We start from the raw sequence: 14,314 nt of genomic DNA, 5'->3' as shown, positions 1-14,314 counted from the left end.
GTAAACCTAAAAAATGGCGAAGCCTTTAAAACATGACCACCGTCAAAGACGGTGGTTTTTTAGACTGAAATAAAAAAATCCAACTAGTCTAAGTCACGGTACCACTCATTTTTTACGAATGGCATAAATAGTTTTGTCATTCCTGCGAATGCAGGAATCCACTTTTAAAGCAAAAAGTTTCTTTTCAAGTTTACAACTCTAAAAAACTAAAGCATTCTTCAATTTATCAAATTCCTGCTCGGTAAGGCGTTTCCAATGCCCACGAGGGATATCCTTCTAAAGTTAACTTCTTGTTAAAACAGGCAAGCACTTTAAACCTTTTTAAGTTCTAAAAGTCCTAATAGCGAATAACATTAAAAAATTATAAAAATGAAAAGACTTATAATCATTGCATTAGCCTTAATATCTGTTCAAGGTTTTGCTCAACAAGAAAGAAAAGAACGTCCAAACCGCGGAGATAGAACACATAGAATGAGCGACCTTACTCCTGAGGAAGCTGCAAATCTTCAAACAAAAAAAATGACCTTGAATTTAGATTTGAATGCATCACAACAAAAAGAAATTTATGCCATGAATCTTGAAAATGCCAAAAAACGCAAAGAAATGATGGCAACTTTTAAAGCGAAAAAAGAAAGCGGCAACATGGATAAACCATCTAAAGAACAACGTTTAGCCATGGAAAATGCTAAGTTAGACCATCAAATTGCAACAAAAGCTAAAATGAAATCCGTTTTAAACAAAGAGCAATTTGAAAAATGGGAAAAAGTTCAAGGAAAAATGCACCATAGGGCTATGGGCATGAAAAAACATGATGGCAAAAAAAGAGGTGATGATTTAAAAAAACAATAATGGTTTAGTTTGATTAATTTAGTTAGTTTAGTTGGTTAAGCGCATTTCTTTAATTTAAGAAATGCGCTTTCTTTTTTATAATGTTTTTGCAACCTTGTTTACAGCATTAATGGTAAAATCCAAATCTTCATAAGACAAAGCATCGGTAATAAACCACGTTTCAAAAGCACTTGGCGCAATATAAACACCTTCGATAAGCAACCCATGGAAAAACTTTTTAAAAGTGTCATTGTTTCCTTTTGCTGCAGTTGCAAAATCTACAACGGGTGATGCATCAAAATGCACCGAAATCATAGAACCAACTCTGTTTATAGTATGTACAATATGGTTATCGTTTAAAACTTTAGAAATTCCTTTATGTAAATATTCGGTTTTTTCAGCTAAACGATTAAACACCTCAGCATCATTATTCAATTCCGTTAACATAGCTAAACCTGCTGCCATAGCCAACGGATTCCCACTTAAAGTTCCTGCTTGATACACCGGTCCTAAAGGAGCCAACTCATTCATGATGTCATTCCTAGCCGCAAAAGCACCCACGGGTAAACCGCCACCAATTACTTTTCCAAAGCAAACAATATCTGCATTTATATTGAACAATTCTTGAGCGCCACCTTTAGCCAATCGGAAACCCGTCATCACCTCATCAAAAATCAACAAGATATTTTCCGCTGTACAAAGTGTTCTTAATTTATTTAAAAAATCGTTTTGCGGAGGCACACAACCCATATTTCCAGCAACAGGCTCGATAATAATACAAGCAATTTCGTTTTTGTTCGCTTCTACTAATTGCTTTACATTTTCAATATCGTTGTAAGCTGCCAACAAAGTATCTTTGGCGGTACCTTGCGTTACCCCAGGGCTGTTAGGCGTTCCAAATGTACTGGCACCACTACCCGCTTGTATTAAAAACGAGTCGCTATGCCCATGATAGCAACCGGCAAACTTTATAATTTTATCTTTTTTTGTAAAACCTCTTGCCAAACGTACCGCGCTCATACATGCTTCGGTACCCGAATTCACAAAACGGATTTTATCAATATTTGGCACCATGGAAACCGCTAATTCAGCAATTTGTGTTTCAATTTCGGTAGGCATTCCAAATGATGTTCCTTTTTTTGCTTTCTCAACAACCGCATCTACCACAGGTTGGTAGGCGTGACCCAAAATCATAGGCCCCCAGGAATTTATATAATCAATCAAACGGTTACCGTCTTCATCATATAAATAAGCACCTTTGGCTTCTTTTACAAAAATGGGTGTACCGCCAACACCTTTAAATGCTCTAACTGGTGAATTTACACCTCCAGGAATCACCTTTTCGGCTTGTGCAAATAAAGCACTACTTCTTGTATAATTCATTTGTATTTTAATTTGCTGGTCTTACTTGAAGTTGTTGCCCTATATTTAAGGCATTATCCTTTAAACCATTCATTTTTTGAAGTTCGGAAACAGTCATATCATATCGTTTTGATATGGAATACAAAGTTTCTCCTTTTCCAACGATGTGATACCGATTGGGTGTTACTGTCTGTACTGAAGCTTTTGGTTTTGATGTAACTGCAACCGTTTCTTTTAAATTCTTATCTATCTTTAATTTTTGGCCAACACTAAGTGATGTTGTTGATAAATTATTCACAGCTTTGAGTTCTTCTACTGAAATATTGAATTTTTTAGAAATGGAGTACATCGTATCGCCCCTTTCAACATAATATATAGAGAAATCGCCTATTTCATCTTCATACTTCACATAAACATCTCCTAAAACCTCTTCATCATATTTATTCAAACGGTACCTTTCTATCAAACTTATTAATTTCTCAGGATATTTTCTATCGGTAGCATACCCTGCATTTCTAAGTTCTCTTGCCCAACCTTTGTAATCTTCTTTTTTAAGTTTGAAAAGAGCCGCGTAACGGGAACGCTGAGTTAAAAACAACGAATGGTCTCTGTATGAATATTTGGAATCATTATATTTTCTGAAACATTCTTGGGATGCATCATCATCATGGTAAATTTTATCTCCTGTCCAATCATGGCACTTAATACCAAAATGGTTATTGGCTTCAACTGCAAGTCTTCCTTTTCCAGAATTCGATTCCAAAATCCCTTGAGCCAAAGTAATACTGGCTGGTATGCCATACAAACGCATTTCTTCTTGAGCAATACCTCTAAAAAGGGCAATATATTCATCCGTTGATGTGATTTTAACCTCAACACCATTTACAACTTCTTCTTGATTTTCTTTTGAACCAGAATTAACTCTAGGTTCTTTCCTAATAACTACTTGTTCTGTTTTTGTTCTACTTGAAGATTTCTTTTTTGTAACGGCTTTTTTAGAACCGCAACTAAACATAAAACTTGCCAACAAGCAAAAAACTACTATTTTCTTCATTAAATTACATAATTAATGGTAAATTTTTCTTTTGCAAAACCGCATTCATTCCTTCTATCCCCTGCAAACCGCCTGTATGAATAGCTAATATTTTTGTTCCTTTTGGGAAATAGCCTTTTTCAATTAAATCAAAAATTCCAAACATCATTTTCCCCGTATAAACCGGATCTAATGGAATATGGTGTTGCCTTTTAAACTGATTTATAAACGCTACCAATTCTGTGTTTATTTTTGCATAACCTCCAAAATGGTAATCGGTTTTAAGCTCCCAATTGGTTTTCAGTGCAAATTTACTAATATCTTGTTGTAAAAAGCTTCCTTTTAAGGCAGGAAATCCTAAAACTTGTTGACTAGGTTTTGAACAATTTATAAGTCCGGATATGGTTCCACCGGTTCCAACAGCACAACATATATAGTCGAACTCATGATCTTCAGGTGTTAAAATTTCTTCACAGCCTTTAATTGCTAGGTCATTTGTTCCTCCTTCGGGAATTAAATAAAATTCACCAAATTCCGCTTTTAAATTTTCAATAAAAGATTCAGATGCTTTTTCTCTGTAAACTTCTCTAGAAACAAACTTAAACTGCATGCCGCATTGTTGTGCAAAATGCAAGGTTGCATTCTCATTTACAGCATCTTCTAACTCATCGCCCCGAATAATACCAACCGTTTTAAAACCCATAAGTTGTCCTGCAGAAGCTACCGCAGCAATATGGTTTGAAAAAGCACCACCAAAAGTAAGCAAGGTATTGAAGCCTAATTCTTCAGCTTCAAGAAGATTATATTTTAGTTTTCGGTATTTGTTACCCGAAACAAACGGATGAATGGCATCTTCACGTTTTATATACAACTTAACATCTTTATTATTGATGATATGAATGTGTTGATTAACGCTATTTTCTAAGTTAAAATTCATGAATGCGAAGATACTTTAAAAAACTCCAAAATTTTCGTTGTTTTAAGTAATCCAATTGGTTTTCGTTGGCATAAGCTTCGCGTTCAAAAGAAATATTTCTATAAGCTAAATGCCATTTTTTATATTGAAGCAATCTTACTAAAAACTCCAAAATATAAACTACAAAAAAGGGAACGACCAACAACTCCAACTGCTGTTTTAAATGAATATTTTCATGGTTAATTAAAACAACATCCTGCTTTAATTCCTTCCTTTTTAAAAACATAAAAGGAAAAATTGTCAAACCTAAATATCCTTTGGGCACTAGAAACTTTGAAATAAAAATCATGATATATCGCTTTCAAAAATCAATCCAAAATACATTATCTTTGTTATACATGAAAAAAATAACCCCCATTGAAGAAGGCGACTACTACCTAACCCCCGAAGGCTACCGTTGTTTTACCGAACAATACTTATTAAAACGTGGGTATTGTTGTGAAAGTGGTTGTAGACATTGCCCATATGGTTTTGATAAAAAAGCACATAGCAGAAAATAACAAAGCTTTATTTCTGAAGTTAGTTGGTACGATTATTGATACATTTTATTACATAAAAAATATATTTTTTAAACTAATAAATCTCAAAACAGCTATGAAAAAACTACTAAAAACCTTACCATTTTTAGCACTGCTAATTGTGGTAACCTCTTGCAGCTCGGTTAGGGTTGCAACCGATTATGATAAAAATGCTAATTTTTCAACATACAAAACCTTTGCCTTTTTTAAAACAGGCATAGATAAAGCTGAAATTAACGATTTAGATAAACGCAGAATCCTTCGAGCCATTGAAGCAGAACTTTTAGCAAAAGGGTTCACAAAATCTGAAGACCCTGATTTACTGATTAGCCTTTTCACTAAAGCCAACCAACGTGTAGACGTTTACAACAACTCTTGGGGCTACGGTGCCTGGGGTTGGGGCGGATGGGGTCCATGGGGCGGTGGCTTCGGACCTGGTTGGGGCTGGGGCTGGAACCAACCAAGTGTAAGCACTAGAACAGAAGGCGTTTTGTTTATTGATTTAATTGATGCCAACAAAAAAGAATTGGTATGGCAAGGTATGGGTACAGGCTACTTAACCCAAAACATGGAGAAAAAAGAAGAACGCATTAAGGAGTTTGTTGCCGAAATTATGGCAAAATACCCTCCTGGGATGGAAAAATAATTTTGTCCGTTCGAGCGCAGTCGAGAACTTAAAAGTAGCAACCAAATACGAGGTTTCGACTTCGCTCGACCAAACAAAGCAACTAAAATTTATTTAGTTGCTTTTTTTATTTAACATCACTTTATAAAAGGCTTACTTATAGAATTTGTATTTTTACTAAAACACATTTTATGCACAGTTCTATAGAGTCAAATACTATTTTAAATCGTTTACCAAAACATTTATTGCAATTTATAAAACCTCAAAACTACGAGGATTATTCGGCAATTGACCAAGCTGTTTGGCGGTATGTGATGCGAAAAAATGTTGATTTTTTAAAAACCGTTGCACACGAATCATACATAGAAGGTTTAAAACAAACAGGTATTTCTATTGACAGCATCCCGAATATGTATGGCATGAACCGCATTTTGCAAGATATAGGTTGGGCAGCCGTAGCGGTTGATGGATTTATCCCGCCCAATGCTTTCATGGAGTTTCAAGCCTATAATGTACTGGTAATAGCAAGTGATATTAGGCAATTGGAACATATTGAATACACACCAGCCCCCGATATTATTCACGAAGGCGCGGGTCATGCGCCCATTATTGCCAACCCCGAATATGCTGAATATTTACGACGTTTTGGAGAAATAGGCTGTAAAGCCATATCATCGGCAAAAGATTATGAACTTTATGAAGCTGTAAGGCATCTATCCATCATCAAAGAAGCCCCCAGTTCCAACGAAGCCGATATCGTTTCCGTAGAAAAAAAAGTAGAAGACCTTCAAAACAATATGGGCGAACCCAGTGAAATGGCGCTTATTAGAAATTTACATTGGTGGACGGTGGAATATGGTTTGATTGGCACTTTAGAAAACCCGAAAATTTATGGCGCCGGTTTGTTATCCTCTATTGGTGAAAGCGCTTGGTGCATGACTGATGCCGTAAAAAAACTACCGTATCATATTGAAGCTACCTTTAAAAACTTCGACATAACAAAACCACAACCTCAGCTGTTTGTTACGCCGGACTTTGCGCATTTAAGTTTGGTACTGGAAGCATTTGCGAACACAATGGCGTTGCGTAAAGGCGGACTTATAGGTATCAACAAGCTCATACAATCTAAAGCTTTAGGAACTATTGAATTGAGTACGGGCTTGCAAATTTCGGGTGTTTTTACAAAAGTTATTGAAGACCACGGAAACCCTATTTATTTTCAAACCACTGGAAAAACCGCTTTGGCCTACCGAGAAAAAGAACTGGTTGGACATGGCACAAACACACATGGAAAAGGGTTTGGATCGCCCGTTGGAAAATTAAAAGGCATCAATTTAGCTATTGAAGATATGAGTCCGCGCGATTTAAGCGCTTACCATATTTACGAAGAAAAAACCGTAACACTAGAGTTTGAAGGTGGCATTACGGTTTCTGGCGAGATCATTACCGGGAAACGCAATCTTCAAGGAAAAATAATTCTTATCAGTTTTAAAAATTGCACCGTTAAACGTGATAACACTGTTTTATTTAAACCAGAATGGGGAATTTTTGATATGGCGGTTGGAAAACATATTGTTTCGGCATTTTCAGGACCTGCCGATTTGAATAGTTTCGATTTAATTACCCATGTCCCTTCATCTAAAACCATTCACATTAAAAAAACAAGTGAGCAACTAAAATTAGAAATGCTTTACGGACAAGTTCGTGATTACCGTGAAGGCAAGAATAAAACCATTTCAAGAACTAAAGTCTTGGAACAATTAATGGATGAATTTCCTAACGATTGGCTATTACCTGTAGAGTTGTATGAATTGGCGTTTATTGGCAATGAAACAAAACTTTGCGATGCCATTCTAAATCATTTAGAAACCATAAAACAAAGCAAACCCGAAGTAGGACGATTGATTGATGATGGGTTGGGGATTATTACCGACACGTCAAAGGCAATAGACAATTTATAAACTATCTAAACCGTTTCAACGTGTTTTTGGTGAATTTACTTAATACCAAAGCACCACTAATTTCGGCACGTTCGGTTAAAAGTGCATCCCAATGTTGGGTACCTTCCCAAAATACGGTTTTCATTTGTTTTAAAGCCTCAGGGTTGTAAGTGCTTAGTTTTTCTGCCAATTCTTTTACGGCTCCGTCTAAAAGTTCTACAGTTTCAAAAACATCGGCATACAATCCTTTTTCTTTTGCCCATTCCGAAGAAAAAAACGTTTCAGCATCAATCGCCATTTGAGACATGGCTGCCAACCCCATTTTTCTAGTTACTGCAGGTTCTATAACAAAAGGGCCAATACCAATACTTAGTTCGCTTAACCTTATTGATGCATATTTGGTTGCTAAACAATAATCGGTTGCAGCCGCTAAACCCACACCTCCACCTACTGTTTTACCTTGCACACGCCCAATAATAAGTTTTGGGCAGGTACGCATGGCATTAATAACATTGGCAAACCCAGAAAAGAATGTTTTACCTTCTTCGGCATTACTAACCGCCATCACTTCATTAAAACTTGCACCTGCGCAAAAAGTTCTATCACCGCCGCTTTGCAATACGATAACAAATATGGATTTATTGTTGCCAGCTTCTTCAATAGTGTCCTTTAATTTTATTAAAACGTCACTAGGCATCGAGTTTCTGTTTGGATGGAAAAACTCTATAAATCCAACATTGTTTTTTATGATTAGTGTTACGTAAGGCTCAGTCATTATTCAGCAATTTTACTCATCTTTTTAAAAGTTGAATATACATAAATCTAAGACAAAAAAAAACATTAGTTTGCTTCGACAGAGAAGCCCTAACTAATGTAAATTTAACTAATTCTAATCAGGTCAAAAATAGTACAGAAATGTGTTTTGTGCATTACCGGAAAGTTACCAATAGGTTATATTAAATTATTCTTTTTTGCTTTCTCTACCGCTTCCAGTTTGTTGTGTACCTGTAGTTTTTTGTAGATGTTTTCTATATGTTTTCTAATAGTGCCAGGTGACAAAATAAGATTTTCAGCAATAACATTATAGCTCAAACCTTTGCTTAACTGCTCTAAAACCTGTATTTCTCTTTCCGAAAGTTTAATATCTTCTTGAACGTCTTTAAAGTTAAAATCTATAGGATTCCTTAATAGTTTCAGTGTTTTTAATGCTATTGAAGGATACATGGCAGCACCACCGTTTAAGGTTTCTGTGATGCCATCATGTAAATCTTTAGCATTTATTTCTTTCAACAAATAACCATCGGCTCCTGCTTTTATGGCATTAAATATGTTTTCGTCGTTATCAAAAACCGTGAGCATAATTATTTTAATGTGAGGGTATTTTTGCTTGACTATTTCGGTGGTTTCAATACCGTTTAAAACGGGCATTTCAATATCCATTAAAATTAAATCGAGGTTGTGGCTTTCTTCAAGTTTGCACAACAAATCGGAGCCATTTATAGCCGAAAACTTCACGTTCAAGTCTTCAAAAAAAGATAATTTTTCCTTTACAGTGCTTATTAAAAAGGTGTTATCGTCTGCAATGGCTATTTTAATATTCATGGGTTGTGTTATTAAATTATACTTCTAACTGAATGGTTGTGCCTTCTCCTAATTGACTCGAAATGTTTAAAGTTGCCCCTATCTCGGTGGCTCGTTTTTTTATATTGTTAAGTCCGTTACCCAATTCAACTGTTTTCAAATCAAAACCTTTTCCATCATCGGTTACACTAATTTGAAAATTGCTTTCCCGTTTTTGAAACGTTACTTTAATATTTTTAGCTTCGGAATATTTTAACGCATTATTCACAGCTTCTTGAATAATGCGGTATATATTCATACCTTGAATGGACGTGAAAACGGTTTCTTTTGTTATTTGTGGGTCCAAATCAAATTCAAACGTGGTGTCTTTTGAAACGCTATTGGCTTTATCTACAAAATTGGAAATTCTAATCTGTAAGTCTTCAAAAGAAATTTCGCTTTTATTCATGGCCCAAATAGTATCGCGCAACTCATAAATAGTTTCTTTTGTGAAAGTGCTTATGCTTGAAAGTTTATTAGTTAGCTTCTCGTTGGTAATTTTAAATCCGTATTGCAAATTATCGATAGACGAAATAATGAAGGTGAGTTGAGCCCCAATATTATCGTGTAAATCCCTAGAAATTGTAAGACGCTGTTCTTGCAATTTATTTTGACTTTCAATTTTAATCAAAGCCTCTTTCAACTCACTTTCTTTTTTAAGTTGCTGATTTTTTAATTTTTGCTGATTGTAAAGCAAATAGCCCAAAACTGCAACAACGCAAGCCAAAATTCCTAAGCCAATAATTTGTGTATTTTTTTGATTGAGATGAAGCTCCTTTTCTGCAATGTTTGCCCGTTGCGACAAGATTTCTTTTTCCTTTTTTTCGGTTTCGTATTTAATCTCAAACTCCGATATTTTATCTTTCAATGAGTTTTTTGAGAGTTCCTGTTCTACCTCATATTGTTTGTTTAAATAACTGTAAGCCTTCTCATAATCGTGTTTTTTACTGTAAAGAGCCGCAAGGTTTTTGTATATACTAGCAATATCCGATGGGTTTTCAGCTTTAATTATTAACGGCAATGCTTTTAAGAAATAATTTTCAGCATCAACAAGTTTATTTATTTTTGAATAATTCACACCCAAATTAAGGTAGGTCCCCCTAAGTGTTTGGCTATCGTTTGCTTTTTCGGCTTCATCCAAGACCGATTTATAAATTTCAATAGCTTTTTGAGGTTGATTTCTAACAGTTGCCAATTGTGCCATACCTGCTTTTGAAAATAGGATTACTTTTCCGTAATTAACCTCTTTGGCTTTTTCTTCGGCCAATCGATAATGCTTTTCTGCCTTAGCATAATACAGCGTATCATTATTCTTTTCACCTATTTCTTTGTACATACCCGCAACGTTGTACAAACTATTGGCTATATCTATTTTACTGGTACTATTTTGCTTAATTTTTAAGGACTGCAAATAAAACTCCAAGGCTTTTTCGTATTCTTTCATGCCCTCGTAAATCAAACCTATGTTATTGAACGATTTACCCAAGGCGGTAGAATCGTTTAATTTTTCGGCAAGTTTTATGGCTTCTTCATGAACATCCAAAGAGGACTCTGCTTCACCTAAGTAAGACATTGCCAATGCTTTGTTGTTTAAATAGCGTAATTGGTCTTCTTCATTTTTTTCCTTTTTAGCCAATTGAAGTGCTTTATCAAAATTGGTTAAGGCTGCTTTAAAATCGCCTTTATAAAAATTCAAAACCCCTAAATCACCATAATACTTATTGTATAGAAAATAGTCGTATTTGTTTTTAAGCTTTTCCCAAGATTTTTTGTAATATGAAGTGGAAGTTTCATAATCGCCTTTAACTATAAATAATTGGGCATATTTTAGTAAACTGTGAATATGTATTTGCTCTAAATCTTTCTTGTTTTCGGTAAATTTCAAAGTTTTTAAAATATAAACCTCAGCAGAATCTTTGTTTCTATCAAAATACTGATCTATTAAATTATTTAAAGCTTCGGCTTTTTTCTTAGAATTTTTGCTTGTTGTATAAATTGTTTTTAAGCTGTCTATTTTGTTTTGCGAACTTTGGCAAAAACTATAAAAACTATTAATTATAAGAAATATTGAGAGTATTAATTTCTTCATAAACTACTTGATGTGTGTTTCAAATATAAACTTTTGCATTAAAATAATATCTCTTGTTATTTTAAAAAGACGATTAAAAAGTGTTTTGTGTAAACCCTCAACCAACAACAACTTTTCTCTATTTTTTTCTAGTTTGCCCTTTTCCTGAAGTAACCTTTCATATAGAATTAAATAGTCCCTATTCTTTGCTTTTTTTAAATGCTCTATATCGTATATTGTTTTAACAACAAATACCAACAAAACAAAAACAGGCATGAATATACCCAATATAAACAAATAATTAAAATCCATAATTGAAGAATAACGATGATTCCAACCTTAAAAAAGAAGCTTTAAGTAAGCCCATAAAAAAAACACCTGCTGGGACAATTTTGTTAAAGATTGCCCCAGTTGATGTTTTTTGGTATGAACTGATTAATAGCATATTAAATTTAACCTAATAACTTGAACCTCAACTAATTTTTCGATAAAACGTTATTAAAAAAGATTAAGCGCAATAATGTTATTTATTACGCCTAATCGAACAAATCTCAACAACAAGATTTATTTTTGAAGATTGTAAGCGTATATTGTTTTATCACTAGCTTTGTAATATAACACACCTGCAATCTCATCTACTTGGTATTCTGGTTTTTTATCTTTAAGCACAATTTCTTTATCAACTTTACCTGTATCTTTATTCACTTTAACCAATCCCACACCGGCATCTAATTTTGTTAAAATAAATTGAGCATTTTCAGTTGCTGCGGTCGCTTTAAAGCGTTTTGACATGACATCAAAAGCAGCGTCTCCAATAGATGCAAACATATCGGCAGCACGTTTATTTTCTTTACCGTAATCATTATAATTACTTAAATCGTTAGCGCTTCCATAGCTATTGGTTCTGTTCATACCTGCTTTAGCTGCATGTGCCATAGCCAAACCTGTTGACGCTACTGCCAAGGCTCCTGAAAGCACTTTTACAAAACCACTTTGTGATGGCGATTTGAAATACCCTTGGTAGATTTCATTTCCGTCACTTCCCAATAACGCTAGGTTTTGTGAAGAACTTAAAAAGATGTTGCCATTTCGCATTTGCATGGTATTTGCAACTTCTTTTTCATCAAACTTAACTTTTGCAAAATCGGTTACATCTCCAGAATTAGCATCAATGGCAAAGATCTCTCCGTCTGCAGCAATTAAATACCTATTTTTCGCGCTATCAAAAGTTGAAGCAACTGCTGCTGAATTTTTATACTTTAACGGCTTATTCCATACTTGATCACCGGTTTTTAAATCTACAATGTTGGCATCTTCACTAGTGATATAGATTAAACCTTGTGGCGATTCTGCCATAACCATAATATTCTCGCCGGTTTTTAATGGTTTTTTAAACAACGTTTTTCCGTCAAATGAAATTTTGTTGATACCTCCTTGTTGAATACCGAACAAAATACCATCATCTTGAACATAAAAATGCTGCACATAGCCTTTTGTTTTTGGAGCTTTCTCCCATAAATCTTCACCTGTTGAAGCACTTAAGAAAGCAATTTCAGACTCATCGCTTGTAGCAAACACACTAGTACTTCCTCCTGAACTTTTATCGCTCACGACTGCTATACCTTGTGGCAATATTTGAAAATTAGAAACGTTTCCTTGTACTTTTCTATCATCTTTCCAAAGTTCTGCTCCGTTACTTCCTATTTTATGGATACGAGTGTTTTTTCCATTTGTTGTAGTTTCAAAACCATATATTTCTTTTTCAGTTATATCAGAAACCATCCAATTGATGCCCTTAATTTTGCATTCCCATAAATCATCACCATTATGTTTTTTGGCAATTAACCCTTGTGCTGTTGGAATGATTAAAAAATCTTTCAATAATAATGGCACGCCGGTTACACTAAAATCTTTTGCGATACCTACTCTACCTGGTTTATCTAAAAAGAAACTATAATCTAGTTTTTGTGTACTTAAATCGTAAACAGCAACTTTAGGCGTCATTTTTTCAAACTTATCACCCTCTTTTTGAATGCCACTAACAATTAATTTATTTTGTGGAAGCACCACATTACAAGTATAAATTTGATTCCAATTATCGGTTTCAGAATTAAAAATAACCTTTCCAGTAATGTAGTTTATAACCGCTCTTTTTGTTTTTGCAAGTCCTGCAAATTTAGAATCGGCACCTTGAGATACCACAATGTATGGTGAAGCAGGAATAAAATCTGTTTCTTCTGGTTTTAATTTTCCAAAGTTATTAAAAGTGAATATTGGGGTACTTTGTTTAGGGTCTATACCTACTAATCCGTCGTTGGTTGCTGCCACTAATATCCCTCCTACGGTTAGCGTCATTTCATTAATATTGGCTCCTAAATCATAGGTGTTTTCTGGAGTTTCTGCTTTTTGGGCGGTTGTTACGTTTACCATTAGAATCCCTACTAACAGTAATACAAATTGGTTTAATTTTCTCATTGTTGATTTTGTTTTTGGTTATACAATTTAGAGCATCAAGTGTAGTTTTATCAAACCTGATGTTCTGTAATTAAAATTTATGAAGTTTGCTTTTTCAGGTTGAACGAACCTTCTGTAATGGTTTTTATAGAGTTATCTCCTCCTACATTTTTAGCTTTAAAACTAAACGTACCAATTACCTTAGTATCTGTTTCTTCAATAATTGATACAGATCCTGCTAAAGCATCACTGTAAGGTGCTTGCCAAAGTTCGGTTGTAGATGCTTGGGGATTGCTTAGGTTTACTTTGGTTTCAGAATATGAGGCTATATTAGTTATTGCCACATTTGCTCCTGTAAATTCGTAGGTTCCTGCGCCTGTGTACCCAAATATTGTCATTGAAAAAGCATTTCCATAACTATTGGTTGCAATAATGATTAAGTTTTTCCCTGGCCCTGCTGTTGAAACGGTTGCTGAAGAAGAAAGCTCGAATGATTTAAAGGATTTACCGTCAACTTTAGATACAAGTAATCCTGAAGGCGCATTGCCCCCATCTCCCCCATCATCACTCGTTGAGCATGAAGAAAAGGTAGCTACAGAAATTATTGTTAAGCATAATACTAACTGTTTTAATGTTTTCATTTTGATAAAGTTTTATTGTTAATAGCAATTCAAAATTGCAACTTTATCAAAATGGAATCAATACGACGAATTGCGTATTTTTCAAAAAAAAAAAAAATGAGATTATTAAAAAAAGAAAAGGTTGTACTTAATTAAGACAACCGTTAATTAAGACAACCTTATCAATACCGTACTAGAATTACTTCTTTAAAAAATTATAACCCTCAATAATTTAATTCTAATACACAATAAACGGATCTTTTCTACAGT

General features: G+C 34.4%; 13 protein-coding genes. 4 read left to right on the top strand and 9 right to left on the bottom strand.

The features are described from left to right. Window positions 1–369: 369 nt before the first annotated feature. Window positions 370–849 carry a hypothetical protein gene (locus ACGK9U_RS14560; protein WP_394467207.1) on the top strand — a complete coding sequence of 160 codons (480 nt, stop codon included), beginning with the start codon at window positions 370–372 and terminating at the stop codon, window positions 847–849. A 75-nt stretch (window positions 850–924) separates the two neighbouring features. Here ACGK9U_RS14560 and hemL read toward each other — a convergent pair whose 3' ends face one another. From hemL to ACGK9U_RS14540, 4 genes are read right to left on the bottom strand one after another with little or no spacing between them, the layout of a single operon-like run. Continuing rightward, window positions 925–2,211, bottom strand: a complete 1,287-nt coding sequence (gene hemL / locus ACGK9U_RS14555) for a glutamate-1-semialdehyde 2,1-aminomutase (protein WP_394467205.1) — start codon at window positions 2,209–2,211, stop codon at window positions 925–927. 7 nt (window positions 2,212–2,218) lie between these two features. After that, the gene (locus ACGK9U_RS14550) at window positions 2,219–3,244 is read right to left on the bottom strand and encodes a glucosaminidase domain-containing protein (RefSeq protein ID WP_394467203.1); all 1,026 of its coding nucleotides are present in this window, start codon (window positions 3,242–3,244) and stop codon (window positions 2,219–2,221) included. A 4-nt stretch (window positions 3,245–3,248) separates the two neighbouring features. Then, a complete protein-coding gene (locus ACGK9U_RS14545; protein WP_394467201.1) occupies window positions 3,249–4,160 on the bottom strand; it encodes a 1-aminocyclopropane-1-carboxylate deaminase/D-cysteine desulfhydrase in 912 nt (303 codons plus the stop codon). Beyond that, window positions 4,150–4,488, bottom strand: a complete 339-nt coding sequence (locus tag ACGK9U_RS14540) for a hypothetical protein (protein ID WP_394467200.1) — start codon at window positions 4,486–4,488, stop codon at window positions 4,150–4,152. Before ACGK9U_RS14540 ends, ACGK9U_RS14545 begins: the two co-directional genes overlap by 11 nt. A 49-nt stretch (window positions 4,489–4,537) precedes the next feature. Between ACGK9U_RS14540 and ACGK9U_RS14535 the strand changes: the two genes are divergently transcribed. From ACGK9U_RS14535 to ACGK9U_RS14525, 3 genes are all read left to right on the top strand, one after another. Beyond that, window positions 4,538–4,699, top strand: a complete 162-nt coding sequence (locus tag ACGK9U_RS14535) for a DUF5522 domain-containing protein (RefSeq protein ID WP_394467198.1) — start codon at window positions 4,538–4,540, stop codon at window positions 4,697–4,699. A 94-nt stretch (window positions 4,700–4,793) separates the two neighbouring features. After that, complete coding sequence (locus ACGK9U_RS14530) at window positions 4,794–5,363, top strand: DUF4136 domain-containing protein (RefSeq protein WP_394467196.1); 570 nt, start codon at window positions 4,794–4,796, stop codon at window positions 5,361–5,363. Between the two features lie 170 nt (window positions 5,364–5,533). Then, a complete protein-coding gene (locus ACGK9U_RS14525; protein ID WP_394467195.1) occupies window positions 5,534–7,303 on the top strand; it encodes an aromatic amino acid hydroxylase in 1,770 nt (589 codons plus the stop codon). A gap of 1 nt (window position 7,304) precedes the next feature. Here ACGK9U_RS14525 and ACGK9U_RS14520 read toward each other — a convergent pair whose 3' ends face one another. The 5 genes from ACGK9U_RS14520 to ACGK9U_RS14500 all read right to left on the bottom strand — a co-directional run bounded on the left by ACGK9U_RS14520 (window position 7,305) and on the right by ACGK9U_RS14500 (window position 14,065). After that, on the bottom strand, window positions 7,305–8,057 hold the full coding sequence (locus tag ACGK9U_RS14520) for an enoyl-CoA hydratase/isomerase family protein (RefSeq protein WP_394467193.1): 753 nt from the start codon (window positions 8,055–8,057) through the stop codon (window positions 7,305–7,307). A 176-nt stretch (window positions 8,058–8,233) separates the two neighbouring features. After that, the gene (locus ACGK9U_RS14515) at window positions 8,234–8,884 is read right to left on the bottom strand and encodes a response regulator (RefSeq protein ID WP_394467191.1); all 651 of its coding nucleotides are present in this window, start codon (window positions 8,882–8,884) and stop codon (window positions 8,234–8,236) included. A 16-nt stretch (window positions 8,885–8,900) separates the two neighbouring features. Beyond that, entirely contained in the window at window positions 8,901–10,991 is a 2,091-nt protein-coding gene (locus tag ACGK9U_RS14510) for a tetratricopeptide repeat protein (RefSeq protein ID WP_394467189.1), read from the bottom strand. A 543-nt stretch (window positions 10,992–11,534) separates the two neighbouring features. Further along, on the bottom strand, window positions 11,535–13,445 hold the full coding sequence (locus ACGK9U_RS14505) for a PQQ-binding-like beta-propeller repeat protein (RefSeq protein WP_394467187.1): 1,911 nt from the start codon (window positions 13,443–13,445) through the stop codon (window positions 11,535–11,537). A 77-nt stretch (window positions 13,446–13,522) separates the two neighbouring features. Then, window positions 13,523–14,065 carry a DUF6252 family protein gene (locus ACGK9U_RS14500; RefSeq protein WP_394467185.1) on the bottom strand — a complete coding sequence of 181 codons (543 nt, stop codon included), beginning with the start codon at window positions 14,063–14,065 and terminating at the stop codon, window positions 13,523–13,525. Window positions 14,066–14,314 lie beyond the last annotated feature (249 nt).

Source organism: Mariniflexile sp. HNIBRBA6329, from assembly GCF_043558645.1.
GTDB lineage: Bacteria > Bacteroidota > Bacteroidia > Flavobacteriales > Flavobacteriaceae > Mariniflexile.
This window is presented reverse-complemented; position numbering and strand designations above follow the sequence as displayed.

Excerpts from the sequence above, each read along its gene's own strand:
- ACGK9U_RS14515 (WP_394467191.1), bottom strand. The coding sequence starts at position 8,884 with ATGAATATTAAAATAGCCATTGCAGACGATAACACCTTTTTAATAAGC.
- hemL (WP_394467205.1), bottom strand. The coding sequence starts at position 2,211 with ATGAATTATACAAGAAGTAGTGCTTTATTTGCACAAGCCGAAAAGGTG.
- ACGK9U_RS14540 (WP_394467200.1), bottom strand. The coding sequence starts at position 4,488 with ATGATTTTTATTTCAAAGTTTCTAGTGCCCAAAGGATATTTAGGTTTG.
- ACGK9U_RS14545 (WP_394467201.1), bottom strand. The coding sequence starts at position 4,160 with ATGAATTTTAACTTAGAAAATAGCGTTAATCAACACATTCATATCATC.
- ACGK9U_RS14550 (WP_394467203.1), bottom strand. The coding sequence starts at position 3,244 with ATGAAGAAAATAGTAGTTTTTTGCTTGTTGGCAAGTTTTATGTTTAGT.
- ACGK9U_RS14510 (WP_394467189.1), bottom strand. The coding sequence starts at position 10,991 with ATGAAGAAATTAATACTCTCAATATTTCTTATAATTAATAGTTTTTAT.
- ACGK9U_RS14530 (WP_394467196.1), top strand. The coding sequence starts at position 4,794 with ATGAAAAAACTACTAAAAACCTTACCATTTTTAGCACTGCTAATTGTG.
- ACGK9U_RS14525 (WP_394467195.1), top strand. The coding sequence starts at position 5,534 with ATGCACAGTTCTATAGAGTCAAATACTATTTTAAATCGTTTACCAAAA.
- ACGK9U_RS14500 (WP_394467185.1), bottom strand. The coding sequence starts at position 14,065 with ATGAAAACATTAAAACAGTTAGTATTATGCTTAACAATAATTTCTGTA.
- ACGK9U_RS14535 (WP_394467198.1), top strand. The coding sequence starts at position 4,538 with ATGAAAAAAATAACCCCCATTGAAGAAGGCGACTACTACCTAACCCCC.
- ACGK9U_RS14520 (WP_394467193.1), bottom strand. The coding sequence starts at position 8,057 with ATGACTGAGCCTTACGTAACACTAATCATAAAAAACAATGTTGGATTT.
- ACGK9U_RS14560 (WP_394467207.1), top strand. The coding sequence starts at position 370 with ATGAAAAGACTTATAATCATTGCATTAGCCTTAATATCTGTTCAAGGT.
- ACGK9U_RS14505 (WP_394467187.1), bottom strand. The coding sequence starts at position 13,445 with ATGAGAAAATTAAACCAATTTGTATTACTGTTAGTAGGGATTCTAATG.